Below are 25,668 nucleotides of genomic sequence, written 5' to 3' on the forward strand. Positions count from 1 at the left end.
CCTTGCTGCACACCGCGCTGTCGCTTCTGGTCCGGGCCCGCTCGAAGGGTGGCAAGGCAGCGGGCAGCCGAACCCTAAACCTTCGCACAGTATCTACGACAGTCCGGGGTACCGCGGCGTCCGAGACGTCACGGTCTCGTGAGGATTGTGCGCGTCGCACGATTCGACAACGTCCGTCCGGGTCCTCCCCGGTCTCCCGGTTCACACCCGCACGCCGGCGTCACACGCGGGGCAGTGTCTCCACCCCGATGCCCCCTTCGATCGCCAGGATCCGGTGCAGGCGGGTGGCCACCAGCAGGCGCTGCATCTGCGGCGGTACACCGCGCAGCACCAGGCGCCGGCCGCAGCGGCCGGCCCGCCGGTGGGCTCCCATGATCACACCCAGTCCCGTGGCGTCCCAGGAGTCCAGTTCGGACAGGTCGAGCACGAGGTCGCCGACTCCGTCGTCGACGGCCGAGTGCAGGACCGTACGGGCGTCCGCCGCGCTCCGGACGTCGAGGCGGCCCCCGACGACCAGCTCGGCGTGGTCGCCCCTGATGTGCATATGCGCTCCCCGTGCGTGCGTCTCGTGCTCCGCGTTTCTGATGCCGGTGATGCAACCTCTGACTGTGTGGAGGCGGCAGAGGTTGCTTCCTGTAAGCGAACCGATACCGAATTCACCCGGGGGTGTGATGCCCCCGGGGCATGTGCGGTTTCAGTGCTTGTAGAAGCCCTGCCCGCTCTTGCGTCCGATGTCACCGGCGTCAACCATCCGGCGCATCAGCTCGGGAGCCGCGAACTTCTCGTCCTGGGACTCGGTGTAGATGTTGTTCGTGGCGTGCAGCAGGATGTCGACGCCCGTCAGGTCCGCCGTCGCCAGCGGTCCCATGGCGTGGCCGAAGCCCAGCTTGCAGGCGAGGTCGATGTCCTCGGCGGTCGCCACGCCGGACTCCTGCAGCTTCGCGGCCTCGACGACCAGGGCGCAGATGAGACGGGTCGTCACGAAGCCGGCGACGTCGCGGTTGACGACGATGCAGGTCTTGCCGACCGACTCGGCGAACTCCCGGGCCTTGGCGAGGGTTTCGTCGCTGGTCTTGTAGCCGCGGACCAGTTCGCACAGCTGCATCATCGGCACCGGCGAGAAGAAGTGCGCGCCGACGACCCGCTCGGGGCGCTCCGTCGCGGCCGCGATCTTGGTGATCGGGATGGCGGAGGTGTTGGAGGCGAGGATCGCCTCGTCCTTCACGAGCTTGTCGAGCGTGCGGAAGATCTCGTGCTTGATCTCGAGCTTCTCGAAGACGGCCTCCACGACGACGTCCGCGTCGGCCACGGCGTCCAGGTCGGTGGTGGCGGTGATCCGGGCGAGGGCGGCGTCGGCGTCGTGCGCCTCCAGCTTGCCCTTGGCGACGAACTTGTCGTACGAGGCCTTGATGCCGTCGGTGCCCCGCTTCAGCGCCTCGTCGGTGACGTCGCGCAGGACGACGTCCCAGCCCGCCTGTGCCGAGACCTGGGCGATACCGGCTCCCATGAGGCCGGCTCCGATGACGGCGAGCTTCCCTGCCACGTTACGACTCCCTGCTGACACGGCTCTTATGTATGCCTCTCGGGCGGACACTAGCGTTCGTGAGGCGCTGTGTGACCGCTAAGTAATGCGCGTCACGTCTCACATGACGGACATCACACCGTGCCGGGTCATTCGGGGTCTCGTACGGCGTAGTTGAGCACCTTCTCGCTCAACAGCTCCTCGATGTCGTCGAGGAGGACGAGCATCTCTCGTGATACTTCGTCCGGGTTGCGCCCCTTGACCATCTCGCGACCGATCGCGACGAAGACGGTGCCGTGAATCCAGCAGATCTGACCGGCGATCAGCCCCGGCAGCGGGTCGCCGTCACCGGCGCCGGCCTCCTCACGGAGGGTCGCCTCCAGGTTGTCCTGGACCTCCTGCTGGATGCTCCACAGGCGGGAGCGCAGCGGCGGCGCTTCGTCGATGCAGCGCATGAAGCGGTCGTAGCCCTCGATGAGGCCCATCCGGGGCGAGACGGCCTCGGTCTCGGCGCGCAGTTCGCGCAGCACCGCCCGGGTGGCCGACTCTCCCGCGTCCCGGCCGCGCACCCAGCGGGAGAGGCGGTCGACGACGCCCTGGGAGCGGTCGAAGAAGAGGTCCTCCTTGGCCGGGAAGTAGTTGTAGACGGTGTTCACGGAGACGTCGGCCGCCTCCGCCACGTCCGCGATCGTCACCGTCACGAACCCGTGCTCCAGGAACAGCCCGGTGGCGATGTCCGAGATGCGCTGCCTGGTCTCGCGCTTCTTCCGCTCCCTGAGCCCCTCAGCCATGTCCGAATCCTAGCTTCCGTGGACTCGATGAAAACTTGGGGTCATTGCAAACTTTAAGAGACTCTGTTTTTCTATGGGCATGGAAACCAGGGGCATGGCAATCATCAGTACGGCCGGTCTGGCCCGTACCTTCCGGACGAAGCGCGGCCCGGTCCAGGCCGTGCGCGGCATCGACCTGACCGTCCGCGAGGGCGAGATCCTCGGCTTCCTCGGCCCGAACGGCGCCGGCAAGACGACGACCCTGCGGATGCTGACGACCCTGCTGGAACCGACCGGCGGGGCCGCCACCGTCGCGGGCCACGACCTGGCGACCGACCCGGCCGGGGTGCGGCGGGCCTGCGGCTACGTGGCGCAGTCCGGCGGCGTGGACCCGGGGATCACCGTGCGGGAGGAACTGGTCACCCAGGGGCGCCTCTACCGGCTGACCAGGGCGCGGGCCGCCGAGCGCGCCGAGGAACTCGCCCGCGACCTGGGCCTCACCGAACTGCTCGACCGCAAGTGCGCCGCGCTCTCCGGCGGACAGCGGCGCCGCCTGGACATCGCGATGGCGCTCACCCACCGCCCGAAGGTGCTGTTCCTCGACGAGCCGACGACCGGTCTCGACCCCGGCAGCCGTGCCGACCTGTGGGACCTGGTGCGCCGGCTGCGCGACGAGCACGGCACGACCGTCTTCCTGACCACCCACTACCTCGACGAGGCCGACGCCCTCTCCGACCGGCTGGTCGTCGTCGACCAGGGCGTGGTGGTCGCCGAGGGCACCCCGAGCGCGCTGAAGCTCCGCTACGGCGGCTCGCTCGACGCCTCGCTCCAGGACACGTTCCTCGCCATCACCGGCCGCAGCGCCGCGCCGGCCGACCAGACCCCCGTCGCCGTATAGGCCCCAGAGAGGACCCAGAGGACTCCCGATGCTGTTGCACGACACCGCGCTCGTCTACGGGCGCTATCTCCGTCAGTCCCTGCGCTCCCGTTTCGCGCTGCTCTTCGGCGTCCTGATGCCGCTGCTGTACCTGCTGTTCTTCGGTCCCCTGCTCACGGACCTGCCGCTCGGCGAGCGGGGCAGCTCCTGGCAGGTGCTCGTCCCCGGTCTGCTGCTCCAACTGGGTCTGTTCGGGGCGTCGTTCGCCGGCTTCTCGATCATCATCGAGAAGGGCCAGGGGGTGGTCGAACGCATGCGCGTCACCCCGGTCAGCCGACTGGCCCTGCTGCTGGGCCGGGTGCTGCGGGACGCCACGGTGTTCGTCTTCCAGGCGGTGCTGCTGGTGCTGGCGGCGATGGCGATGGGACTGCGGGCCCCGCTGGCCGGTGTTCTGATCGGCTTCGGGTTCGTCGCCCTGCTCTCGCTCTCGCTGGCCTCGCTGTCGTACGCGCTGGCCATGAAGCTGGACACCCCGCAGAGCTTCGGCCCGGCGATCAACGCGCTGACCATGCCGTCCATGCTGCTGTCCGGCCTGATGCTCCCGATGACCCTGGGCCCGGCCTGGCTGGACGTCCTGTCGCACCTCATGCCGTTCCGCTATCTGGTGGACGCGGTGCGGGACGCGTACGTCGGCAGCTACGCGACAGCGCCCATGCTGTACGGCGTTCTGGTGGCCGTCGGCCTCACGACTCTGGCCGTGACAGTGGGCACACGCGTGTTCCGAACCGCCGGAGCGTAACTACGCTGGCCACATGGTCAATCTGACGCGCATCTACACCAGGACCGGCGACCAGGGCACCACCGCCCTCGGTGACATGAGCCGGGTCGCCAAGACCGACCTCAGGATCTCCGCGTACGCCGACGCCAACGAGGCGAACGCGGCGATCGGCGCGGCGATCGCCCTGGGTGGCCTGGACGAGGAGGTCGTCAAGGTCCTCACCCGTGTGCAGAACGACCTGTTCGACGTGGGTGCGGACCTGTCGACCCCGGTGGTGGAGAACCCCGAGTTCCCCCCGCTGCGGGTCGAGCAGTTCTACATCGACAAGCTGGAGGCGGACTGCGACCGCTTCCTCGAACAGGTGGAGAAGCTCCGCTCCTTCATCCTGCCCGGCGGCACCCCGGGCGCGGCCCTGCTCCACCAGGCCTGCACGGTCGTACGCCGGGCGGAGCGCTCGACGTGGGCCGCCCTGGAGGTGCACGGCGAGACGATGAACCCCCTGACGGCGACCTACCTCAACCGCGCCTCCGACCTGCTGTTCATCCTCGCGAGGACGGCGAACAAGCAGGTCGGAGACGTGTTGTGGGTGCCGGGCGGAGAGCGCTAGGTTCTCCCCCGGGCGGCATGCCAGAGGCCGTTGGCGGAGAGGACCCCGCCCACGATCATCATCACGATGCCGACCTTGGTGAGAGTGACGACGGGGACGTCCACGTCTCCGGTGAAGCGCCACAGCAGCAGGCCGATCAGGAAGGTGACGACGCCTTCGGTCAGATACTGCTTTGCCTTGGTCATGACTGGATCCTTTCCTTCGATGTGCTGACGGTGGTGTCCTGCTCCCCGGCGGAGGGCTTGCGCGGCCAGACGAAGTAGCTCAGTGCGATCAGGCCGTGGATGCCTGCGGCCCGCCAGGCCGTAAAGCGCCAGCTCTCCAGGGACGTGACGCGGCTCGGGTCGTCCACGTACCAGATGGCGCCCTGGAGCAGCACGGTCGCGACGACCGCGCCGACCAGCGTGCCCAGCCAGATCCTCGCCTCGTGGCGCGCGCGGGCCATGCCGTCGCGCGGGGGCTTCTGCGGAGGCGGGGCACCGCCGAACCGGTGGGCCGCGTGGCCGTCGAGCCACTTCACGGTGCGGTGGCCGTGCCCGACGGTGTAGCCGATGTACAGCGCGGCCAGGCCGTGCGTCCAGTTCGGGTCGGCACCGTTCTTCAGGTCCAGCGCGGTGGCGACCAGCAGGACGACCTCCAGCAGCGGCTCGCAGAGCAGCAGCGCCAGGCCGGTGCGCGGCATCTTCAGCAGGTAGCGGGCGCCCAGTCCGGCGGCCAGCAGTACCCAGAAGCCGATCTCGCAGGCGGCGATCAATGCGACGATCACGGTTCGCTCCTCTCGGTCACCTTCAAGGCTCCCGGTCGGGGCGGCCGGAATCGTCGTCGCTTCTGACGAACCCGCGGTACATCGAAAGATGCAGCCAGGGACCCTACGCGGGGATCACGCACGAGGCGCCACGGCCGTGTTGGATGGAGTCATGGCCGTACGACTCCCCCGCCCACACCGCTTCGACGTCTACATCGCGACGGGCGGCCTGCTCGGCGGACTGCTGCTGTGGGGCCTCGGACTGGCCACCCGTCCGCACACCGAGGCGTACGTGCTCCTGCCGGGCCGCTGGCCGCTGCTGCTGCCGCTCTTCGTCATGGCCGGCTGCGAGCTGCTGCGCCGGGCCGCCCCGCGCACCGCCCTGCTGACCGGCACGGCCGCGATCGTCCTGGACACCCTCACCCAGGGCAACCTGGTCACGATCCTGATGTACACCGATCTGATGTACGCGGCCGTCCTGTACGGCACGCCCGCCTCGGCCCGCCGCATTCCGCGGATCACCGGGCTGCTCTCGGTGGCCGGGGCCGTGGTGCCGTTCGCCCTGTGGCGCGAGCCCGAGGCGCTGCTGATCGGTGTGGTCACGGGCATCGTGGCGTTCGGTCCCGCCGCCACCGGCCTGATCGTCCGCAACCACCGCGACGCCGCCGAGTCCGCCCGGCTGCGCGCCGAGCAGACCGCGCTGCTCGCCGAGATGGACCGCACCCAGGCGGTCACCGCCGAACGCGCCCGGATGGCCCGCGAACTGCACGACATGGTCGCCAACCACCTGTCCGCGATCGCCATCCACTCCACGGCCGCCCTCTCCCTCGACGACCCCAAGACCTCGCAGGAGGCGATGGTGGTCATCCGTGAGAACAGCGTCGCGGGGCTCTCGGAGATGAGGCGGCTGATCGGCATCCTGCGCGACTCCAGCGGTGACACCGAGCCGGTCGCCGCCCCCACCCTCGACGGGCTCGGCTCCCTGGTCGAGGGGGCCCGCACCAACGGCCTCGACGTCACGCTCGACTCCGCTCACGGCACGGTTCCCGCGCCCGTCGAACTCGCCGCCTACCGCATCGTGCAGGAGTCCCTCACCAACGCGCTCAAGCACGCCGGACCCGGCCGGGTCACCGTGTCCCTCGCCCGGCGGGACGGGCTGCTGACCGTCGCGGTGACCAGTCCCTACGGCGACCGGGACGGGCCGAGCGCCCCCGGCTCCGGCGCCGGTCTGGTCGGTATGCGGGAACGCACGGCGCTGCTGGACGGCACGTTCGAGGCCGGCCCCGAGGACTCGCCGCACGGCAAGATCTGGGTCGTACGCGCGACCCTGCCCGTCACCGAAGGAGAACCCGCATGATCCGCGTCCTGGTCGCCGAGGACCAGTCCGCCGTCCGCGCCGGACTGGTCCTGATCCTGCGCAGCGCGCCCGACATCGAGGTGGTCGGCGAGGCGGCGGACGGCGAGCAGGCGGTGGCGCTGGCCCGCGAGCTGCGGCCGGACCTGGTGCTGATGGACATTCAGATGCCACGCCTGGACGGGGTGTCGGCGACCCGGCAGGTCGTCACGGAACGGCTCGCCGATGTGCTGGTGCTGACCACCTTCGACCTCGACGAGTACGTCTTCGGGGCGCTGCGGGCGGGCGCGTCCGGCTTCCTGCTGAAGAACACCGAGGCGAGGCAGCTGCTGGAGGCCGTACGGACGGTCGCGCGCGGGGAAGGGCTGATCTCCCCGGCGGTCACCCGGCGGCTGATCGCGGAGTTCGCCGCGAAGCCGACGCGGGAGCCCACCGCCGACCCGGCCGTCCTGGACCGGCTGACCCGGCGTGAGCGCGAGGTGCTGTCCTGCCTCGGCGAGGGCCTGTCCAACGCGGACATCGCCGACCGGCTCGACATGGCCGAGGCGACCGTGAAGACCCATGTCAGCAGGCTTCTGGGGAAGCTGGAGCTGCGCAGCCGGGTACAAGCGGCGGTGCTGGCGCAGGAGTTGGGTATCTGACCCGACCGTGGGGAGCGGTGGTCCAGACCTATTGACCGGTGGTCCAGACCTTTCTATTCTCACCGCACCATGAGGGGCGTGAGGCTCAGTCACGCCCCGACCACCCCACAAGGGAGGCGCAGCATGCGCTTCAGACACAGAGCCGCGGCAGGGTTCGCGACCCTGTTGCTCCCGCTGGCCGGTCTCGTCGGCCTCGCGAGCCCCGCCGAGGCCGCGGCATCCGCGACCGCCACCTACGCCAAGACCCAGGACTGGGGCTCCGGCTTCGAGGGCAAGTGGACGGTGAAGAACACCGGCACGACCGCCCTCAGCTCCTGGACCGTCGAGTGGGACTTCCCCTCCGGTACGTCCGTCACCTCAGCCTGGGACGCCGACGTCACCTCCTCCGGCACCCACTGGACCGCCAGGAACAAGTCCTGGAACGGCACCCTCGCCCCCGGCGCCTCCGTCTCCTTCGGCTTCAACGGCACCGGCTCCGGCTCCCCCGCGAACTGCAAGCTCAACGGCGGAAGCTGCGACGGCGGCACCACCGAACCCGGCGACAAGTCCCCGAGCGCCCCCGGCACACCCACCGCCTCGGACATCACCGACACCTCGGTGAAGCTGTCCTGGAGCGCTGCCACCGACGACAAGGGCATCAAGAACTACGACGTCCTGCGCGACGGCGCCAAGGTCGCCACCGTGACCACCACGTCGTACACGAACACCGGCCTGACCGCGGGAACCGACTACTCCTACACCGTCCAGGCCCGCGACACCGCCGACCAGACCGGCCCGGTCAGCGGCGCCCGCGCGGTGCGCACCACCGGCGGCGGCACCGAACCGCCGACGGGCGACAAGGTCAAGCTCGGCTACTTCACCGAGTGGGGCGTCTACGGCCGCAACTACCACGTCAAGAACCTGGTGTCGTCGGGCTCGGCCTCGAAGATCACCCACATCAACTACGCGTTCGGCAACGTCAAGAACGGTCAGTGCACCGTCGACGACACCTACGCCGCCTACGACAAGGCCTACACCGCCGACCAGTCCGTCAGCGGCACCGCCGACACCTGGGACCAGCCGCTGCGTGGCAACTTCAACCAGCTCCGCCAGCTGAAGGCCAAGTACCCGCACATCAAGGTGCTGTACTCCTTCGGCGGCTGGACCTACTCGGGCGGCTTCGGCCAGGCCGCCGCCAACGCGGCCGCGTTCGCCAAGTCCTGCAAGGCCGTCGTCGAGGACCCGCGCTGGGCCGACGTCTTCGACGGCATCGACATCGACTGGGAGTACCCGAACGCCTGCGGCCTGACCTGCGACACGTCCGGCCCGGCGGCCTTCAAGAACCTGATGTCCGCACTGCGCACCGAGTTCGGCCCGAACTACCTGGTCACCGCGGCCATCACCGCCGACGGCTCCTCCGGCGGCAAGATCGACGCGGCCGACTACGGCGGCGCCGCACAGCACCTCGACTGGTACAACGTGATGACGTACGACTACTTCGGCGCCTTCGACAAGGACGGCCCGACCGCCCCGCACTCCCCGCTCACCTCGTACCCCGGGATCCCGCAGGCCGGCTTCAACTCGGCCGACGCCATCGCCAAGCTGAAGGCGAAGGGCGTCCCGTCCGCCAAGCTGCTGCTCGGCATCGGCTTCTACGGCCGCGGCTGGACCGGCGTCACCCAGTCCGCACCGGGCGGATCGGCGACCGGCGCGGCTCCCGGCACATATGAGGCGGGCATCGAGGACTACAAGGTCCTGAAGAACTCCTGCCCGGCCACCGGCACGATCGCGGGCACGGCGTACGCGCACTGCGGCAGCAATTGGTGGTCGTACGACACCCCGTCGACCATCGCCGGAAAGATGAGCTGGGCCAAGAACCAGGGTCTGGGCGGCGCGTTCTTCTGGGAGTTCAGCGGTGACACAGGGAACGGCGAGCTGGTGACCGCGATCAACAACGGCCTGTCGTAGAACTGTTCGGCGCGTTATGCCACGTTGACACGCTGACCGGGCGGGGCCGCCTCGAGCCACGCGAGGAAACCGGTCAGCGCGTCTTCGCTCATCGCGAGTTCGAGACGCGAGCCCCGGTGCAGACAGGCCAGGATCACATGGTCGGAGAGGAGCGCCAGCTCCTCCTCGCCCTCCGGAACGCGGCGGCCGGCCACCTCGATCGCGGAGCGCTCCAGGGTGCGGCGCGGGCGCGGCGAGTACGAGAAGACGCGGTACCACTCGACACGGTCACCGTTGTACCGGGCCACCCCGTACGCCCACCCTTTGCCGTTGGTGTCGCCCTGCTCCGGGGCGTCCCAGCGCAGGCTGGCGTCGAAGGTTCCGCCCGAACGCTGGATGAGCCGGCGGCGCAGACCGAAGACGAACAGTCCCACCACAACGAGCGCCACCACGATTCCGCACACAGTCAGAGCGAGGACCATCGACACCGACCTCCTCGTCTCCTAGGTAACGGAACGGAAAAAACTCCCACATCTGCCTCAGCCGCGACTGGGTCCGGATCTCTCCGGTACCCAGCCGCGGCTGAGTGACGACTTCACACGGCGGACAGGGTCAGCGCGCCGCCGTGGCCGCACGCAGACGGACGTCCGCGCGGCGCTGGGCGTCCGCGTCGTCCTCCGCCTTCGCGCGCTCGAGCTCCTGCTCAGCGCGCTGGACATCGATCTCGTCCGACAGCTCGGCGACTTCGGCGAGAAGCGAGAGCTTGTCGTCCGCGAACGAGATGAAACCGCCGTGGACCGCGGCGACGACCGTCCCGCCATCGCTCGTGCGGATGGTCACCGGGCCCGACTCCAGCACACCGAGCAGCGGCTGGTGACCGGGCATGACGCCGATGTCGCCGGACGTGGTGCGCGCGACGACCAGGGTGGCCTGGCCGGACCAGACCTCACGGTCGGCGGCGACCAGCGCGACGTGCAGCTCAGCAGCCAAGGTGGCTCCTCGGGTCACCACCCGGCGGTAGTGCCGGGTGTTGGTTACAAGTCTAGTAGGCGTGACAGAGGGGGCGGGACGAGCCCCGCCCCCTCATGACTCGAGCGCGGCTCGGGTCAGGAGACGCCCAGCTCCTTGGCGTTGTTCTTCAGGTCCTCGAGACCACCGCACATGAAGAACGCCTGCTCCGGGAAGTGGTCGTACTCGCCGTCGCAGATCGCGTTGAACGCGGCGATCGACTCGTCCAGCGGCACGTCCGAACCGTCCACGCCGGTGAACTGCTTGGCGGCGTGGGTGTTCTGGGACAGGAAGCGCTCCACGCGACGGGCACGGTGGACAACGAGCTTGTCCTCCTCGCCGAGCTCGTCGATACCGAGGATCGCGATGATGTCCTGCAGGTCCTTGTACTTCTGCAGGATGCTCTTCACGCGCATCGCGGCGTTGTAGTGGTCCGCCGCGATGTACCGCGGGTCGAGGATGCGGGACGTCGAGTCCAGCGGGTCCACGGCCGGGTAGATGCCCTTCTCGGAGATCGGACGGGAGAGAACCGTCGTCGCGTCGAGGTGGGCGAAGGTGGTGGCCGGGGCCGGGTCGGTCAGGTCGTCCGCGGGGACGTAGATCGCCTGCATCGAGGTGATCGAGTGACCACGGGTCGAGGTGATGCGCTCCTGGAGCGTGCCCATCTCGTCGGCCAGGTTCGGCTGGTAGCCCACCGCTGAGGGCATACGGCCGAGCAGGGTCGACACCTCGGAACCGGCCTGGGTGAAGCGGAAGATGTTGTCGATGAAGAACAGCACGTCCTGCTTCTGGACGTCACGGAAGTACTCCGCCATCGTCAGGCCGGCCAGGGCCACGCGCAGACGGGTGCCCGGGGGCTCGTCCATCTGACCGAAGACCAGGGCGGTCTTGTCCAGAACGCCGGACTCTTCCATCTCCGCGATGAGGTCGTTGCCCTCACGGGTGCGCTCACCGACGCCCGCGAAGACGGAGACGCCCTCGTGGAGGTTGGCGACACGCATGATCATTTCCTGGATCAGCACGGTCTTGCCGACACCGGCACCACCGAACAGACCGATCTTGCCGCCCTTGACGTACGGGGTGAGCAGGTCGACGACCTTCAGGCCCGTCTCGAACATCTCGGTCTTCGACTCGAGCTGGTCGAACGCGGGGGCCTTGCGGTGGATGGACCAGCGCTCGCCCTCGTAGGCCTCGTCGCTGTTCAGCACCTCACCGAGGGTGTTGAACACCTTGCCCTTGGTGAAGTCGCCGACGGGGACGGAGATGCCCGCGCCCGTGTCGGTCACCGTGGCCTGGCGGACCAGACCGTCGGTGGGCTGCATGGAGATCGCGCGGACCAGGCCGTCGCCCAGGTGCTGGGCGACCTCGAGGGTCAGCGTCTTCTTCTGGCCCGCCAGCGCCGGGTCGGCGACCTCGACGTGAAGGGCGTTGTAGATGTCCGGCATCGCGTCGACGGGGAACTCCACGTCGACGACCGGGCCGATGACCCGCGCGACGCGGCCCGTCGCCGTGGCCGTCTCAACAGTGGTGGTCATTTTCAGTCACTCCCCGCGGTCGCGTCGGCCAGGGCACTGGCACCACCGACGATCTCGCTGATTTCCTGGGTGATTTCGGCCTGGCGGGCCTGGTTGGCAAGCCGGGTGAGGTTCTCGATGAGATCACCGGCGTTGTCGGTTGCCGACTTCATCGCGCGCCGCGTGGCGGCGTGCTTCGAGGCGGCCGACTGGAGCAGCGCGTTGTAGATGCGGCTCTCGACGTAGCGCGGCAGCAGGGCGTCCAGGACGTCCTCCGCCGAGGGCTCGAAGTCGAACAGCGGAAGAATCTCGCCCTTGGGCTTGGCCTCTTCCACGACCTCTTCGAGGCTGAGCGGCAGCAGCCGCGCCTCGACCGCCGTCTGCGTCATCATCGACACGAACTCGGTGTAGACGATGTGGAGCTCGTCCACGCCGCCCTCGGCCGTCTCCGTCTCGATCGCCTCGATCAGCGGGGCCGCGACCTTCTTGGCGTCCGCGTACGAGGGGTCGTCGGTGAAGCCCGTGAACGACTCCGCGACCTTGCGCTCGCGGAAGTTGTAGTGGGCGAGACCACGGCGGCCGACGATGTAGTTGACGACCTCCTTGCCCTCACCCTCGAGCTGCGCGGTGAGCCTCTCCGCGGCCTTGATGGCGTTGGAGTTGAAGGCGCCGGCCAGACCGCGGTCGCTCGTGAGGAGCAGGACCGCGGCGCGGGTCGGGTTCTCCGCCTCCGTCGTCAGCGGGTGCTTGGTGTTCGACCCGGTGGCGACCGCGGTGACCGCGCGGGTGAGCTCGGTCGCATACGGGGTGGAGGCCGCCACCTTGCGCTGCGCCTTGACGACGCGCGAGGCGGCGATCATCTCCATCGCCTTCGTGATCTTCTTGGTCGCGGAGACGGATCGGATGCGACGCTTGTAGACCCGGAGCTGGGCTCCCATGAGTCAGGTCCCTTCCGTCGTCACTTGCCGGCAGCCGGGGTGTCCTCGCCGAGCAGCTTGCCGTCGGAGGTCTCGAACTGCTTCTTGAACTCCGCGATGGCGTCGGCCATGGCCTGGAGGGTGTCGTCCGACATCTTGCCGCCCTCGCGGATGGAGGTCAGCAGGCCCTGCTCCTTGCGGTGCAGGTACTCCAGCAGCTCCTTCTCGAAGCGGCGGATGTCGACGACCGGGACCTCGTCCATCTTGCCGGTGGTGCCGGCCCAGATGGAGACGACCTGGTCCTCGGTGGCCATCGGCTGGTACTGCGGCTGCTTCAGCAGCTCGACCATGCGCTGACCACGCTCCAGCTGCGCCTTGGACGCGGCGTCCAGGTCGGAACCGAAGGCGGCGAACGCCTCCAGCTCACGGAACTGGGCGAGGTCCACGCGGAGGCGGCCGGACACCTGGCGGATCGCCTTGTGCTGGGCGGAACCGCCGACTCGGGAGACGGAGATACCGACGTTCAGCGCGGGGCGCTGACCGGCGTTGAACAGGTCCGACTCCAGGAAGCACTGGCCGTCGGTGATGGAGATGACGTTGGTCGGGATGAACGCCGAGACGTCGTTGGCCTTGGTCTCGACGATCGGCAGACCGGTCATCGAACCGGCGCCCATCTCGTCGGAGAGCTTGGCACAGCGCTCCAGCAGGCGGGAGTGCAGGTAGAAGACGTCACCCGGGTAGGCCTCACGGCCCGGCGGGCGGCGCAGCAGCAGCGACACGGCGCGGTAGGCGTCGGCCTGCTTCGACAGGTCGTCGAAGATGATGAGGACGTGCTTGCCGTCGTACATCCACTGCTGACCGATGGCCGAACCGGTGTACGGCGCCAGGTACTTGAAGCCGGCCGGGTCGGACGCCGGGGCGGCGACGATGGTCGTGTACTCCAGCGCGCCGGCCTCCTCCAGAGCGCCGCGCACGCCGGCGATGGTGGAGCCCTTCTGGCCGATGGCGACGTAGATGCAGCGGACCTGCTTGTCCGGGTCGCCCGAGCGCCAGTTGTCGCGCTGGTTGATGATCGTGTCGACGGCCAGGGCGGTCTTGCCGGTCTGGCGGTCGCCGATGATCAGCTGACGCTGGCCACGGCCGATCGGGGTCATGGTGTCGACGGCCTTGTAGCCGGTCTCCATCGGCTGGTGGACCGACTTACGGACCATGACGCCCGGGGCCTGCAGCTCCAGGGCGCGACGGCCGTCCGTCTCGATCTCGCCGAGGCCGTCGATCGGGTTGCCGAGGGGGTCCACCACGCGGCCGAGGTAGCCCTCGCCCACCGCGACGGAGAGAACCTCACCGGTGCGCTGCACCGGCTGCCCCTCCTCGACGCCGCTGAACTCGCCGAGGACGATGGCACCGATCTCGCGCTCCTCGAGGTTGAGGGCGAGGCCGAGGGTGCCGTCCTCGAACTTCAGCAGCTCGTTGGCCATGGCCGAGGGCAGACCCTCGACCTTCGCGATGCCGTCGCCGGCAAAGGTGACCGTACCGACCTCCTCGCGCGAGGCCGCGTCCGGCTTGTACGCCTGGACGAAGTTCTCCAGCGCGTCCCGGATCTCCTCCGGCCGGATCGTGAGCTCCGCCATCTGGGTTCCCTGCTCTCCTTGTTGGGCCCGAAGTTTCTTTGGGGGTCTGGGGGCGACCCCCAGGATTCTTCTGCACGGCCCAACCAGGGCCGTCGTAAGTACGTGGTGCTATTGAGTTGCTGCTCAGCTCGCCAGGCGGCGGCTCGCGTCCTCCAGCCGGTCCGCGAGGGAGCCGTTGATGACCTCGTCGCCGACCTGCACCCGGATTCCGCCGAGGACCTCGGGGTCCACGTCCAGGTTGAGGTGCATCTGGCGGCCGTAGACCTTCGCGAGGGCGGCGCCCAGGCGTCGCTTCTGCGGGTCGCTCAGCGGCACCGCCGAGGTGACGATGGCCACCATGCGCTCCCGGCGCTCGGCGGCGAGCTTGGACAGGGACTCCAGTCCCGACTCCAGGCTACGTCCCCGCGGCGCGGTCACAAGGCGCGTCACCAGACGCTCGGTGGCCGACTGCGCCCTGCCGCCGAGCAGGCTGCGCAGCAGCTCGCTCTTGGCCGAGGTGGTGGCCTTCCGGTCGGTCAGCGCGGCACGCAGCCCGGTGCTGCCGGAGACGATCCGGCCGAACCGGAACAGCTCGTCCTCGACGTCGTCGAGCTTGCCGGCCTTCTGCGCGGCGGTGAGGTCGGCCGTGTCGGCCAGCTGCTCCAGCGCGTCCACCAGGTCGCGCGACCGCGACCAGCGGGAGCGCACCATGCCGGCGACCAGGTCGGCGGCCGGGCCGCTGACCTGGGTGCCGAGCAGACGCTGGGCCAGCTCGGCCTTGGCCTCTCCAGCCTGCGCCGGGTCGGTGAGGACCCGACGCAGCGAAACCTCGCGGTGGAGCAGAGCGGTGACGGCGGCCAGCTCGTCGGCGAGCGAGCCCGCGTCGACGGACGTGGAGTCCGTCAGCGCGTCGAGACGCTCTCGTGCGGCTGCCAGGGCCTCGCGGCTCGCTCCGTTCATCGCCCGGCCTCGGCCTTCTCCTCGAGGTCGTCGAGGAACCGGTCGATCACGCGGCTCTGGCGGGCGTGGTCCTCGAGGGACTCCCCGACGAGCTTGCCGGCCAGGTCGGTGGCGAGCTTGCCGACGTCCTGGCGCAGCGCGGACGCGGCGGCCTTGCGGTCGGCCTCGATCTGGGAGTGGCCGGCCGCGATGATCTCCTCGCGCTGACGCTGGCCCTCGGCCCGCATCTCGGCGATGAGCGTGGCGCCCTGCTCCTGCGCCTCCTGGCGCAGGCGCGCGGCCTCGTGCCGGGCCTCGGCGAGCTGTGCCTTGTACTGCTCAAGGACGCTCTGGGCCTCGACCTTCATGGTCTCGGCCTCTTCGATACCGCCTTCGATCGCCGCGCGGCGCTCCTCCAGAACCTTGTTGATGTTCGGAAGCAGCTTCTTCCAGAAGAAGAAGAACACGATGGCGAAGGCGATGGTGCCGACGAGCAGCTCGGGGCCCGGAGGAACGAGCGGGTTCTGCTCTTCCTCGGCCGCCAGCTGCACCAGGTTGGCGATCACATCAGTGCCTTTCGTCGATGCCTGTCGGTAGGGAATCTTTAGTCAATACCGAACACGAACGGCATGACGATGCCGATGAGGGCGAGCGCCTCACAGAAGGCGAAGCCCAGGATCTGGTTGGCACGGATCAGGCCGGCGGCCTCGGGCTGGCGGGCGAGGGCCTGGGTGCCGTTGCCGAAGATGATGCCGACGCCGATGCCGGGGCCGATAGCCGAGAGGCCGTAACCGACGGAACCGATGGAACCGGAGACAGCGGCAAGGGTCTCAGTGGCAGCCATGCTGAATCTTCCTTCTCTTAACGGACCGGTGGGGGTTGGCCACCGGACGACTGGGGTGGTGGGGCTCAGTGGTGCTCGGCGAGAGCGCCCTGGATGTACGTGCAGGCGAGGAGTACGAAGACGTACGCCTGGACGGCCTGCACGAAGAGCTCGAAGCCGATCATGGCGATGGTCATCACGAACGAGACACCGGCCGCCGGGATCATCCAGCTGTTCAGCAGGTACCAGGAGGCGACGGTGAACATGACCAGCATCAGGTGACCGGCGAACATGTTGGCGAAGAGTCGCACCGCGTGCGTGAACGGCCGGACGAGCAGGTTCGAGAAGAACTCGATGACCATCACGAGCGGCAGCACGCCGCCGAGCGACTTGTCGTAGCCGGTGACGTTCTTGAAGAACCCGACGAAGCCGTGCCTCTTGAAGGTCAGCGAGACCCAGGTCACGTAGACGATCACGGCCAGGACGGCCGGGAACGCGATGATCGACGACACCGGGAACTGCGCCAGCGGGATCACGGACCAGATGTTCATGATCCAGATGAAGAAGAACAGCGAGACCATCAGGGGGACGTACTTCTCGCCCTCCTTCTTGCCGAGCGTCTCGTAGACGATGCCGCGGCGGACGAAGTCGTAGCCGGCCTCACCGACCATCTGCAGCTTGCCCGGCACCACCTTGGCCTTGCCGAAGGCCGCATAGAAGAAGCCGATGACGAGGACGGTGGTGATGATGGCGAGCAGCATCACCTTGTTGAACTCGAACCCCCCGACCGTGGCGATCGGCTTGAAGAGGAACGAGTGCAGGCCCGGTGCCGGAAAACCACACCCGTCGGACATGATCCGACAGCTCCAGTCAAAGGCGAGCTGGGTCTGGTCAGCACTCACCGGGGGCTCCTTCGGCGTGACGCATGGGTACGGCAACCTCGTTGTGTCGGCGCGGCGCGCAGCCGCGGATCGGCACTGGACTGGTGTTACGGATGTGAGGGCGGCTTTGGGGCATCGAGCCTCGCGTTCGAGCAGGCGTCAGCTCAGATGCCCGCGCCCGCGATGCCGCAGTTGGCACCGGACGATAGCAGGAGTTCGTACTGCCCTTTATCGCGCCCCTACTCGTCACGACGACGACCCGGTCTTCTCGGGCTTCTCGCCCTTCTCCGAGTCCGGGTCGATGTAGAAGATCTTGGCCTTCATATGCGCACGGGCCTGCGCGGCCATCCATACGACGGTCGCGACGACGAGCCCGATGGCGAACGTCTTCGGGTTGAAGAGAGAGGTGTCCTTGAAGACGGCGGCGAAGATCAGAAGCAGCAGCAACTGGGCGCCATAGAGCATCAGCCCCATGGCCTGGAACAACTGCGGGAGCGTTTTTGCCGTCCACTGGAGAACGAACAGGCCGACCCCCATGAAGAGAATGGCCAGCACCGTGCCGACGGCCGCTCCGACGGCTCCCTTGCCTCCGGCCACCACGCCACTGACGGCGACCACGACCGCACCGGCAGCCGCTGTGGGCACAGCGCACTGCAGAAGATTCCGGGCGTCATTGGACGGCATGGCGGCAACTCCGCTTTCGCAGGGGGCAGGGGTGTCGTCATGGACGAGCGTAGTCCCGGGCTGAGTGGAGTCCTCACGCCAATGGACCGTCGCACTGCGGTCCTTCGGCTCTATCCGGGGGTTCTCGTGAACCGTATCACAAACTATTTGATGCAGTCTTTACCTGGGGGTGTGCGAGCTGTCACACATGAGAGTGAAGCTGCGCGTCTGTGCAAGAACGGCGCCGACTTGTCTGGTATTGGGGCACTTCGCTCCCCCATCACAACCCCACGACTTGGCAATGCTCTAGTCAGATTCTTACCTTGTCCCGGCCTTGCGCCGGTCCGCCAGACGCGAACGGGGGCCGATGGCGGTCGCCCCGTTGACACCGGAGACACCGGAGACCCCTGACACGGCCGCCGCGGCCGCCGCTGACGCCGGCGTCGAGGCCTCGGGTGCGAGGGCGGCGACCGAGCCGCGGCGCCGGTAGCGCGGCGGCACGAAGCGCTCCATCCAGCGCGGGGCGCGCGGCGTGAAGCGCGGCAGCAGAAGCAGCAGCAGACCGATCGCGCTGAGGAACACGACGCCGAGCACGATCCACATGGACGCCGAGTTGACCGAGTAGGCGAGCGCCCCGAACGCGATCAGCGCCGACCAGAAGTACATGATCAGCACCGCGCGGCTGTGCGAGTGGCCGATCTCCAGGAGGCGGTGGTGCAGGTGGCCGCGGTCGGCGGCGAACGGCGACTGGCCCCGCCAGGTGCGCCGCACGATGGCCAGGATCAGGTCGGCGGCGGGCACCGCGATGATGGTCAGCGGCAGCAGCAGCGGGATGTAGACCGGGACCGTCTGGTGCACGGCCTCCTTCTCGGACCCCACGTACAGGTTGAGCGCGTCCGGGTCGACCTGCCCGGTGACGGAGATCGCGCCGGCGGCCAGGACCAGGCCGATGAGCATGGAGCCCGAGTCGCCCATGAAGATCCGCGCCGGGTGCATGTTGTGCGGCAGGAAGCCGAGGCACATGCCCATCAGGATCGCCGAGAAGAGAGTGGCGGGGGCGGCGGCCTCGACGCCGTACGAGTACCAGATGCGGTAGGCGTACAGGAAGAACGCCGCGGCCGCGATGCACACCATGCCCGCCGCCAGACCGTCCAGGCCGTCGACGAAGTTGACCGCGTTGATGGTGATGACGACCAGCGCCACCGTCAGCAGCGTGCCCTGCCCCTGGGAGAGCGCGACCGAACCGACGCCCGGGATCGGCAGCCACAGGATCGTCAGACCCTGCACGACCATCACGCCCGCGGCGATCATCTGGCCGCCCAGCTTGATCAGGGCGTCGATCTCGAACTTGTCGTCCAGCACACCGATCAGCCAGATCAGCGCCGCCCCGGACAGCAGCGCCCGGGGTTCGTTCGACGTCTCGAAGACCTGGCTGAGGTTGGTCAGGTGGTCGGCGACCAGCAGCCCCGCGCACAGGCCGAAGAACATCGCGATCCCGCCGAGCCGCGGAGTGGGTTCCCGGTGCACGTCACGTGCCCGGATCTCCGGCATCGCTCCGGCCACGATCGCGAATTTCCGTACCGGCCCTGTCAGCAGATACGTCACCGCGGCCGTGATGCAGAGCGTCAGCAGGTATTCACGCACGGGCTTCCCCACAGGTCTCGCTGGCCATCACAGCCCCACACCCTAGCGATGCGCGCATATGGGTGGGGACTTCCGGGTAGCGACGATGGTTGCACGAGTGGCTGTGCACCCTGGTGCGTCTACCCCCACTCAGCGCGGATACGGCGGAAATCCACCGGCCAGCTCCCGCACTTCTTCACGGGCCCTGGCGGTCTCGGTCACGCCCCTGAGCACGCCCGCGAGCAGTTTGGCGATCCTCGCCATCTCGGCTTCTCCCATGCCCTGCGTGGTGACCGCGGCCGTGCCCAGCCTGAGGCCCCGGGTGTCGCCGTGAGGAAGCGCACAGCAGTCCAGGACCAGGCCGGCCGCGGCGAGACGGCCACGGGCGGTGCGCCCGTCGACGCCCAGGGGTGCCGGGTCGGCCGTGATGAGGTGGGTGTCGGTGCCACCGGTGGTGACGACCAGGCCCTCGGCGGCCAGCCGGGCCGCGAGAACCCTCGCATTGGCGACCACCTGATGGGCGTACGCGACGAACGCCGGTGTTGCCGCCTCCCCGAACGCGACCGCCTTGGCGGCGATGGTGTGCATCTGCGCGCCGCCCTGTGTGAAAGGAAACACGGCCCGGTCGACCCGCTCGGCCAGCTCCGCGCGGCACAGGATCATGCCGCCGCGCGGGCCGCGCAGCACCTTGTGGGTGGTCGCGCAGACGATGTCCGCGTACGGCACCGGGTTCGGCGCCGCCCTCCCCGCGACGAGCCCGATGGGGTGCGCGGCGTCCGCGATCAGGTAGGCGCCCACCTCGTCGGCGACCTCGCGGAAGAAGGCGTAGTCGATGTGCCGGGGGTAGGCGATCGAACCGCACACGATCGCCTTGGGCCGGCGCGTGCGGGCCAGGGTGCGCACCTGCTCGTGGTCGATGAACCCGGACTCGGCCTCCACGCCGTATCCGGCGAAGTCGAACCAGCGGCCGGAGAAGTTGGCGGGCGAGCCGTGGGTGAGGTGGCCGCCGTAAGGCAGGCCGAGGGCGAGGACGGTGTCGCCGGGGCGGAGCAGGGCGGCGTAGGCGGCCAGCACCGCCGAAGAGCCCGAGTGCGGCTGGACGTTGGCGTGGTCGGCGCCGAACAGGGCCCTGGCCCGGTCCACGGCGAGGCGCTCGGCGACGTCGACGATCTCGCAGCCGCCGTGGTGGCGCGCCCCCGGGTAGCCCTCGGCGTACTTGTTGGCCAGCGGTGAGCCGAGGGCGGCCAGCACGGCCGGCGAGGTGAAGTTCTCGGCGGCGATCAGCTGGAGCGTCGTCGACTGCCGCTCCCGCTCCGCGAGCAGGATGTCGGCGAGCTCGGGGTCCTGGTGGCGCAGGACGTCGGCCTCGATGGCAGGGGTGACCGTCATGATGGGCTCCGGGCGGCGTCGACGGTGACGTACGTCCAATGTAGGCCCGGGGCCCCCGGGGCGCTCGGTCGGTTACGTCTTCGCGGGGACACCCGTGAGGGCCGTGACCACCGGATCGAGTGCCTGGTGTATCTCGTCCCCGATGGACCGGAAGAACGTCAGGGGCGCCCCGTACGGGTCGTACACCTCGTCCGCCTCGGCGTTCGGCGCCAGGAGCCACCCGCGTAGAGCCGCCGCGGCACGCACCAGCGCACGCGCGCGGGTGACCACGCCCTCCTCCAGGGGAGGCAGGGTCGCCGGGTCGATGGCCTTCACCAGACGGGTGAACTCCTTGAGCGTGAAGGTCCGCAGGCCCGCCGAGTGCCCCATCGAGATGACCTGGGCCCGGTGGTCCCGGGTGGCGGTCAGCACCAGGTCGGCGCGGATCACGTGCTCGTCGAGGAGTTCGCGCCCGGTGAAGCCGGAGGCGTCCGCGCCGAAGTCGGCCAGGACGGTCTCCGCGTGGGACTCCATGGGCGCGCCCTCGTGGCCCCAGGTACCCGCGCTCTCCACGATCAGACCGCCGCCCAGGATCCCGAGGCGCTCCCGCACGGCATGGCGGGTCAGCCGCTCGGTGATGGGCGAGCGGCACACATTGCCGGTACTGACGTGGAGGATGCGGAAGCTGTCACGCGGAAGCCCCACGAACGTCGTCGTGATCTCCGCCGCGCTTTCCCCGTTGCCTATGCCACGCCCCGCTCCAGGGGCCGTCAATTCGCCACCTCGAGGTCGGGTACGACCTTTCGCAGCTCGTCGGCCGAGATCGCGCCCGCGCGCAGCAGCAGAGGCACCTCACGGGTCACGTCGACGATCGACGACGGCACGTTGCCGGGGGTCGGGCCGCCGTCGAGGTAGACGGAGACGGAGTCGCCGAGCATCTCCTGCGCGGCGTCGCAGTCCTCCGGCGCCGGGTGGCCGGTGAGGTTGGCGGACGACACGGCCATCGGGCCGACCTCGGTCAGCAGCTCGATGGCGACCGGGTGCAGCGGCATGCGCACGGCGACGGTGCCACGGGTGTCCCCGAGGTCCCACTGCAGGGACGGCTGGTGCTTGGCGACGACGGTCAGCGCGCCCGGCCAGAAGGCGTCGACCAGCTCCCAGGCCAGCTCGGAGAAGTCCGTGACGAGCCCGTGCAGGGTGTTCGGCGAGCCGATGAGGACAGGGGTGGGCATGTTGCGGCCCCGGCCCTTCGCGTCCAGCAGGTCGGCGACGGCCTCCGAGGAGAACGCGTCGGCGCCGATGCCGTACACCGTGTCCGTCGGCAGCACCACCAGCTCGCCACGGCGGACGGCGGACGCTGCCTCACGCAGACCGGTCACGCGGTCGGTCGCGTCGTTGGTGTCGTATCGCCGTGCCATCTTTAGCTGGCCTCCTCGTACACGTGCTGCTGGGATGAAGACTGCGAAGACTGCGGGGTGATCGGAGTGCTCACGGCAGCGCCTTGCGGGCCGTGGCGAAACGCGGGCGCTTGTTGAGGTCCGGATGGTCGGCCGCGTCGGCCCAGCCCCGCTCCTCGGTGAAGATCCACGGCACCTGGCCGCCCTGGGTGTCGGCGTGCTCCACGACCACGACGCCGCCGGGGCGCAGCAGCCGGTGCGCGGTGCGTTCCAGGCCACGGATCAGGTCGAGGCCGTCCTCGCCGGAGAAGAGGGCCAGGTCGGGGTCGTAGTCCCGCGCCTCCGGGGCGACGTACTCCCACTCGGTGAGCGGGATGTACGGCGGGTTGGTGATGACCAGGTCGACCTGGCCGTCCAGGTCGGGGAAGGCCGTCAGGGCGTCTCCCTGGCGCAGCTCGACCCTGGACCCCTCCACGTTCTTGCGGGTCCACCTGAGGGCGTCCTCGGACAGCTCCACGGCGTACACGCGCGAGCGCGGCACCTCCTGGGCGAGGGCGAGCGCGATGGCGCCCGAGCCGGTACACAGGTCGACGATGCACGGCTCGACGACGTCCATGGCCCGTACGGCGTCTATGGCCCAGCCGACCACGGACTCGGTCTCGGGGCGCGGCACGAACACCCCGGGGCCGACCTGGAGTTCCAGGTACCGGAAGTAGGCCCGCCCGGTGATGTGCTGGAGCGGCTCGCGGGCCTCGCGGCGGGCGATGACCTCCCAGTAACGGGCGTCGAAGTCGGAGTCCTTGACGGAGTGCAGCTCGCCGCGCTTGACGCCGTGCACGAACGCGGCGAGTTCCTCCGCGTCGGTGCGCGGCGAGGGCACGCCGGCGTCGGCGAGCCGCTGGGTGGCCTGGGCCACCTCCGCGAGCAGCAGGTTCACGCAAGTCCTCCGGTACTCGTCTCCTACGTGTCTTACGCGGCGGCCAGCTTGGCCGCCGAGTCCGCGTCGACACACGCCTGGATCACCGCGGCGAGGTCGCCGTCCAGGACCTGGTCCAGGTTGTACGCCTTGAAGCCGACGCGGTGGTCCGAGATGCGGTTCTCCGGGAAGTTGTACGTGCGGATCTTCTCGGAGCGGTCGACGGTGCGGACCTGGCTGCGGCGGGCGTCGGCGGCCTCCCTCTCCGCCTCCTCCTGCGCCGCTGCGAGCAGCCTCGAGCGCAGGATACGCAGTGCCTGCTCCTTGTTCTGCAGCTGGCTCTTCTCGTTCTGGCAGGAGGCGACGACTCCGGTGGGAAGGTGCGTGATGCGCACGGCGGAGTCGGTGGTGTTGACGGACTGTCCGCCCGGCCCGGAGGAGCGGTAGACGTCGATCCGGAGGTCGTTGGGGTTGATCTCCACGTCGACCTCCTCGGCCTCCGGCGTGACCAGCACACCGGCCGCGGAGGTGTGGATACGGCCCTGGGACTCCGTCGCCGGCACCCGCTGCACGCGGTGCACACCGCCCTCGTACTTCATCCGCGCCCAGACGCCCTGGCCGGGCTCGGTGGCGCCCTGGCCGCCCTTGGTCTTCACGGCGACCTGGACGTCCTTGTAGCCGCCCAGCTCGGACTCGGTGGCGTCGATGATCTCGGTCTTCCAGCCGACCCGCTCGGCGTAGCGCAGGTACATGCGCAGCAGGTCGCCGGCGAACAGCGCCGACTCGTCGCCACCCGCGCCGGCCTTGATCTCGAGGATGACGTCCTTGTCGTCACTGGGGTCGCGCGGGACGAGGAGAAGGCGCAGCTTCTCCGTGAGCTCCTCGCGCTGCCGCTCCAGGTCCTTGACCTCGGCCACGAAGTCGGGGTCGTCGGCGGCCAGTTCGCGCGCGGTCTCGATGTCGTCGCCCGTCTGCGTCCAGGAGCGGTACGTGGCGACGATCGGGGTGAGCTCGGCGTAACGCTTGTTCAGCTTGCGCGCGTTGGCCTGGTCGGAGTGCACCGACGGGTCGGCGAGCTTCTTCTCCAGGTCGGCGTGCTCGGCGACGAGTTCCTCGACGGCCTCGAACATCTTGGGCTCCTGTGTACGGACGGGGGGTGAAGGGGCGGGCGACCAAAAACGCCGGTCCCGGAGCGCCCGGTGAGGGGGCGCGTCCGCGGACCGGCGAATGGAGGCTCGCTACTTCTTGGAGCCGGCGGCCTTGCCGAAGCGGGCCTCGAAGCGGGCCACACGGCCACCGGTGTCGAGGATCTTCTGCTTGCCCGTGTAGAACGGGTGGCACTCGGAGCAGACGTCGGCACGGATGGTGCCGGACTCGATGGTGCTGCGAGTCGTGAACGACGCGCCGCAGGTGCAGCTGACCTGCGTCTCGACGTACTCGGGGTGGATGTCGCGCTTCAAGGTGTCTCCTAGGTTTCGGGAGGGCGCCGGGTCGCTGACGCGGGATGCGGGAGCGTGAACCGGAGCCGACGTACCAGTCTGCCAGGACTGGGGCCATCCCCCAAAACCGGGGGTTGCCGTTGTTTGTTCCCTGCGGGCGGGATTGGGTTGCTCGCGCGGTTCCCCGCGCCCCTAAGAGGACGACACCACGCCGTTCGCTTCACCGGTTGCCGAGCCCTTCGTCGCGCTCTTCGGGATCGGCTTGTCGTTCTCCAGGGCCTTCCAGATCTGGTCGGCCTTCTTCTCCTGGAGGAGGACGCGGTTGGGGTCGGCGGGGTCGTAGGCGACCGGCATCGTGACCATGTTCATGTTCGACGGGGTGATGCCCTTGAGGCCGTTCGCGAAGGAGACGAGCTTGTCGACCGAGCCGAGGTCGGAGTCGGCGGTCACCGTCTTGGTCGCGGTTTCCGCGAGGTCGTAGAGCTTCTTCGGGTTGGAGAAGACGCCGACGTCCTTGACCTGGTTGAGCAGGGCCTTGATGAAGGCCTGCTGGAGCTGGATGCGGCCCAGGTCGGAGCCGTCGCCCACGCCGTGCCGGGTGCGGACCAGGCCGAGGGCCTGCTCACCGTCGAGTCTGTGGGTACCGGCCTTCAGCTTCAGGTGGCTGTCGGGGTCGTCGATGGCCTTGCTCGTGGTGACCTCGACGCCGCCGAGGTCGTCGATGAGCGTCTGGAAGCCGGCGAAGTCGACCTCCAGGTAGTGGTCCATGCGCAGGTCGGTGATCGACTCGACGGTCTTCACGGCGCAGGCGGCCCCGCCCGTGGAGTACGCGGAGTTGAACATGACGCCGTTCGCGGCGGGGTACTGCTTGCCCTTGGTGTCCGTGCAGGAGGGCCGGTCGATGAGGGTGTCACGCGGGATGGAGACCACGCTGGCCTTCTTGTGGCCCTTGTTGACGTGCACGATCATCGCCGTGTCGGAGCGGGCGCTGCCGTCGTCGGTGCCGCCGCCGAGCTTCTTGTTGCCGCCGGCGCGGGTGTCGGAGCCGAGGACCAGGATGTTCTCGGAACCGTTGTCGGCCTTCTTGGGCCGGTCGGTGCCGAGGGCCTGGTCGATGTCGACGCTCTTGAGGTTGCCGTTGAGCTTGAAGTACACGTACCCCGCCCCGGTCCCGCCCAGGACGACGATGCCCGCCGCGGTCCAGGCCATGATCATCATGCCCTTGTGACGCTTGCGGGGCTTACGGCGTCGGCCCTTGGTGCGGTGGCGCGGTCCGGGTGTGCCGGTCTCGCCCGGTATACCCGGACCCGGCGTGCTCTCGGCAGACATGTGCTCCTCGGCTCGTCTTCG

29 protein-coding genes are annotated in these 25,668 nt (G+C 69.1%); 6 read left to right on the forward strand and 23 right to left on the reverse strand.

Annotated features, from left to right (window positions below; genetic code table 11):
- Positions 1-220: 220 nt before the first annotated feature.
- The 3 genes from ACZ58V_RS01935 to ACZ58V_RS01945 form a co-directional block, all read right to left on the reverse strand.
- A complete protein-coding gene (locus ACZ58V_RS01935) occupies positions 221-544 on the reverse strand; it encodes an STAS domain-containing protein (RefSeq protein ID WP_003993003.1) in 324 nt (107 codons plus the stop codon).
- A gap of 150 nt (positions 545-694) precedes the next feature.
- A complete protein-coding gene (locus tag ACZ58V_RS01940) occupies positions 695-1,543 on the reverse strand; it encodes a 3-hydroxyacyl-CoA dehydrogenase family protein (RefSeq protein ID WP_189723243.1) in 849 nt (282 codons plus the stop codon).
- 128 nt (positions 1,544-1,671) lie between these two features.
- Positions 1,672-2,313: a TetR/AcrR family transcriptional regulator gene (locus ACZ58V_RS01945; RefSeq protein ID WP_468188109.1), complete on the reverse strand. Its 642-nt coding sequence runs from the start codon at positions 2,311-2,313 to the stop codon at positions 1,672-1,674.
- 94 nt (positions 2,314-2,407) lie between these two features.
- Here ACZ58V_RS01945 and ACZ58V_RS01950 point away from each other — a divergent pair, with 94 nt between their 5' ends.
- The 3 genes from ACZ58V_RS01950 to ACZ58V_RS01960 are packed head-to-tail and all read left to right on the forward strand — an operon-like array spanning position 2,408 to position 4,554.
- A complete protein-coding gene (locus ACZ58V_RS01950) occupies positions 2,408-3,190 on the forward strand; it encodes an ABC transporter ATP-binding protein (protein WP_189723241.1) in 783 nt (260 codons plus the stop codon).
- 28 nt (positions 3,191-3,218) lie between these two features.
- Positions 3,219-3,968: an ABC transporter permease gene (locus ACZ58V_RS01955; RefSeq protein ID WP_405507410.1), complete on the forward strand. Its 750-nt coding sequence runs from the start codon at positions 3,219-3,221 to the stop codon at positions 3,966-3,968.
- Positions 3,969-3,981: 13 nt separating this feature from the next.
- The gene (locus ACZ58V_RS01960; RefSeq protein WP_468188106.1) at positions 3,982-4,554 is read left to right on the forward strand and encodes a cob(I)yrinic acid a,c-diamide adenosyltransferase; all 573 of its coding nucleotides are present in this window, start codon (positions 3,982-3,984) and stop codon (positions 4,552-4,554) included.
- On the opposite strand, the gene ACZ58V_RS01965 is transcribed toward ACZ58V_RS01960, so the two are convergent.
- Together ACZ58V_RS01965 and ACZ58V_RS01970 are read right to left on the reverse strand one after the other, a co-directional pair.
- On the reverse strand, positions 4,551-4,739 hold the full coding sequence (locus tag ACZ58V_RS01965; protein ID WP_189723238.1) for a DUF5708 family protein: 189 nt from the start codon (positions 4,737-4,739) through the stop codon (positions 4,551-4,553). The two genes, ACZ58V_RS01960 and ACZ58V_RS01965, sit on opposite strands and share 4 nt — an antisense overlap.
- Positions 4,736-5,320, reverse strand: a complete 585-nt coding sequence (locus tag ACZ58V_RS01970; RefSeq protein WP_468188104.1) for a hypothetical protein — start codon at positions 5,318-5,320, stop codon at positions 4,736-4,738. The genes ACZ58V_RS01965 and ACZ58V_RS01970 overlap by 4 nt, the downstream gene beginning before the upstream one ends.
- 151 nt (positions 5,321-5,471) lie before the next feature.
- Here ACZ58V_RS01970 and ACZ58V_RS01975 point away from each other — a divergent pair, with 151 nt between their 5' ends.
- From ACZ58V_RS01975 to ACZ58V_RS01985, 3 genes are all read left to right on the forward strand, one after another.
- The gene (locus tag ACZ58V_RS01975) at positions 5,472-6,656 is read left to right on the forward strand and encodes a sensor histidine kinase (protein ID WP_468188102.1); all 1,185 of its coding nucleotides are present in this window, start codon (positions 5,472-5,474) and stop codon (positions 6,654-6,656) included.
- A complete protein-coding gene (locus tag ACZ58V_RS01980) occupies positions 6,653-7,294 on the forward strand; it encodes a response regulator (protein WP_468188100.1) in 642 nt (213 codons plus the stop codon). Before ACZ58V_RS01975 ends, ACZ58V_RS01980 begins: the two co-directional genes overlap by 4 nt.
- Before the next feature lie 123 nt (positions 7,295-7,417).
- A complete protein-coding gene (locus ACZ58V_RS01985) occupies positions 7,418-9,241 on the forward strand; it encodes a glycosyl hydrolase family 18 protein (protein ID WP_468188098.1) in 1,824 nt (607 codons plus the stop codon).
- Positions 9,242-9,255: 14 nt separating this feature from the next.
- Here the strand turns inward: ACZ58V_RS01985 and ACZ58V_RS01990 are convergent, their stop codons facing one another.
- From ACZ58V_RS01990 to ACZ58V_RS02075, 18 genes are all read right to left on the reverse strand, one after another.
- A complete protein-coding gene (locus ACZ58V_RS01990; protein WP_189723233.1) occupies positions 9,256-9,702 on the reverse strand; it encodes a DUF2550 domain-containing protein in 447 nt (148 codons plus the stop codon).
- A 130-nt stretch (positions 9,703-9,832) separates the two neighbouring features.
- Positions 9,833-10,210, reverse strand: coding sequence for a F0F1 ATP synthase subunit epsilon (locus tag ACZ58V_RS01995; RefSeq protein ID WP_184590438.1), 378 nt, complete (start codon positions 10,208-10,210; stop codon positions 9,833-9,835).
- Positions 10,211-10,326: 116 nt separating this feature from the next.
- Positions 10,327-11,763 carry a F0F1 ATP synthase subunit beta gene (atpD, locus tag ACZ58V_RS02000; RefSeq protein WP_359886338.1) on the reverse strand — a complete coding sequence of 479 codons (1,437 nt, stop codon included), beginning with the start codon at positions 11,761-11,763 and terminating at the stop codon, positions 10,327-10,329.
- Between the two features lie 2 nt (positions 11,764-11,765).
- Complete coding sequence (locus tag ACZ58V_RS02005; protein ID WP_189723231.1) at positions 11,766-12,680, reverse strand: F0F1 ATP synthase subunit gamma; 915 nt, start codon at positions 12,678-12,680, stop codon at positions 11,766-11,768.
- A 20-nt stretch (positions 12,681-12,700) separates the two neighbouring features.
- A complete protein-coding gene (atpA, locus tag ACZ58V_RS02010; RefSeq protein WP_184590444.1) occupies positions 12,701-14,290 on the reverse strand; it encodes a F0F1 ATP synthase subunit alpha in 1,590 nt (529 codons plus the stop codon).
- Between the two features lie 123 nt (positions 14,291-14,413).
- A complete protein-coding gene (locus ACZ58V_RS02015) occupies positions 14,414-15,229 on the reverse strand; it encodes a F0F1 ATP synthase subunit delta (RefSeq protein WP_233878801.1) in 816 nt (271 codons plus the stop codon).
- Entirely contained in the window at positions 15,226-15,774 is a 549-nt protein-coding gene (locus ACZ58V_RS02020) for a F0F1 ATP synthase subunit B (RefSeq protein WP_189723229.1), read from the reverse strand. The genes ACZ58V_RS02015 and ACZ58V_RS02020 overlap by 4 nt, the downstream gene beginning before the upstream one ends.
- A 38-nt stretch (positions 15,775-15,812) precedes the next feature.
- The gene (locus ACZ58V_RS02025; RefSeq protein ID WP_030246434.1) at positions 15,813-16,052 is read right to left on the reverse strand and encodes an ATP synthase subunit c family protein; all 240 of its coding nucleotides are present in this window, start codon (positions 16,050-16,052) and stop codon (positions 15,813-15,815) included.
- A 65-nt stretch (positions 16,053-16,117) separates the two neighbouring features.
- Positions 16,118-16,885, reverse strand: a complete 768-nt coding sequence (atpB, locus tag ACZ58V_RS02030; RefSeq protein ID WP_382832954.1) for a F0F1 ATP synthase subunit A — start codon at positions 16,883-16,885, stop codon at positions 16,118-16,120.
- A 273-nt stretch (positions 16,886-17,158) separates the two neighbouring features.
- The gene (locus ACZ58V_RS02035) at positions 17,159-17,596 is read right to left on the reverse strand and encodes a hypothetical protein (protein ID WP_468188093.1); all 438 of its coding nucleotides are present in this window, start codon (positions 17,594-17,596) and stop codon (positions 17,159-17,161) included.
- A gap of 297 nt (positions 17,597-17,893) precedes the next feature.
- Positions 17,894-19,219, reverse strand: coding sequence for an MraY family glycosyltransferase (locus ACZ58V_RS02040; protein ID WP_468188091.1), 1,326 nt, complete (start codon positions 19,217-19,219; stop codon positions 17,894-17,896).
- A gap of 129 nt (positions 19,220-19,348) precedes the next feature.
- Positions 19,349-20,587 carry a serine hydroxymethyltransferase gene (locus ACZ58V_RS02045; protein WP_471287900.1) on the reverse strand — a complete coding sequence of 413 codons (1,239 nt, stop codon included), beginning with the start codon at positions 20,585-20,587 and terminating at the stop codon, positions 19,349-19,351.
- Between the two features lie 72 nt (positions 20,588-20,659).
- The gene (locus tag ACZ58V_RS02050; protein WP_215118527.1) at positions 20,660-21,340 is read right to left on the reverse strand and encodes an arsenate reductase/protein-tyrosine-phosphatase family protein; all 681 of its coding nucleotides are present in this window, start codon (positions 21,338-21,340) and stop codon (positions 20,660-20,662) included.
- Positions 21,337-21,984 carry an L-threonylcarbamoyladenylate synthase gene (locus ACZ58V_RS02055; RefSeq protein ID WP_382832890.1) on the reverse strand — a complete coding sequence of 216 codons (648 nt, stop codon included), beginning with the start codon at positions 21,982-21,984 and terminating at the stop codon, positions 21,337-21,339. Before ACZ58V_RS02055 ends, ACZ58V_RS02050 begins: the two co-directional genes overlap by 4 nt.
- Before the next feature lie 70 nt (positions 21,985-22,054).
- The gene (prmC, locus tag ACZ58V_RS02060; protein WP_311127758.1) at positions 22,055-22,900 is read right to left on the reverse strand and encodes a peptide chain release factor N(5)-glutamine methyltransferase; all 846 of its coding nucleotides are present in this window, start codon (positions 22,898-22,900) and stop codon (positions 22,055-22,057) included.
- A 32-nt stretch (positions 22,901-22,932) separates the two neighbouring features.
- Positions 22,933-24,009, reverse strand: coding sequence for a peptide chain release factor 1 (prfA, locus tag ACZ58V_RS02065; RefSeq protein WP_468188085.1), 1,077 nt, complete (start codon positions 24,007-24,009; stop codon positions 22,933-22,935).
- Between the two features lie 108 nt (positions 24,010-24,117).
- Positions 24,118-24,339 (reverse strand): 50S ribosomal protein L31, encoded by a 222-nt coding sequence (gene rpmE, locus ACZ58V_RS02070; RefSeq protein ID WP_003992975.1) that lies wholly within the window; start codon positions 24,337-24,339, stop codon positions 24,118-24,120.
- Positions 24,340-24,510: 171 nt separating this feature from the next.
- Positions 24,511-25,647: an LCP family protein gene (locus ACZ58V_RS02075; protein WP_468188083.1), complete on the reverse strand. Its 1,137-nt coding sequence runs from the start codon at positions 25,645-25,647 to the stop codon at positions 24,511-24,513.
- Positions 25,648-25,668: the final 21 nt, after the last annotated feature.

Source organism: Streptomyces sp. NPDC040589 (genome assembly GCF_055594445.1).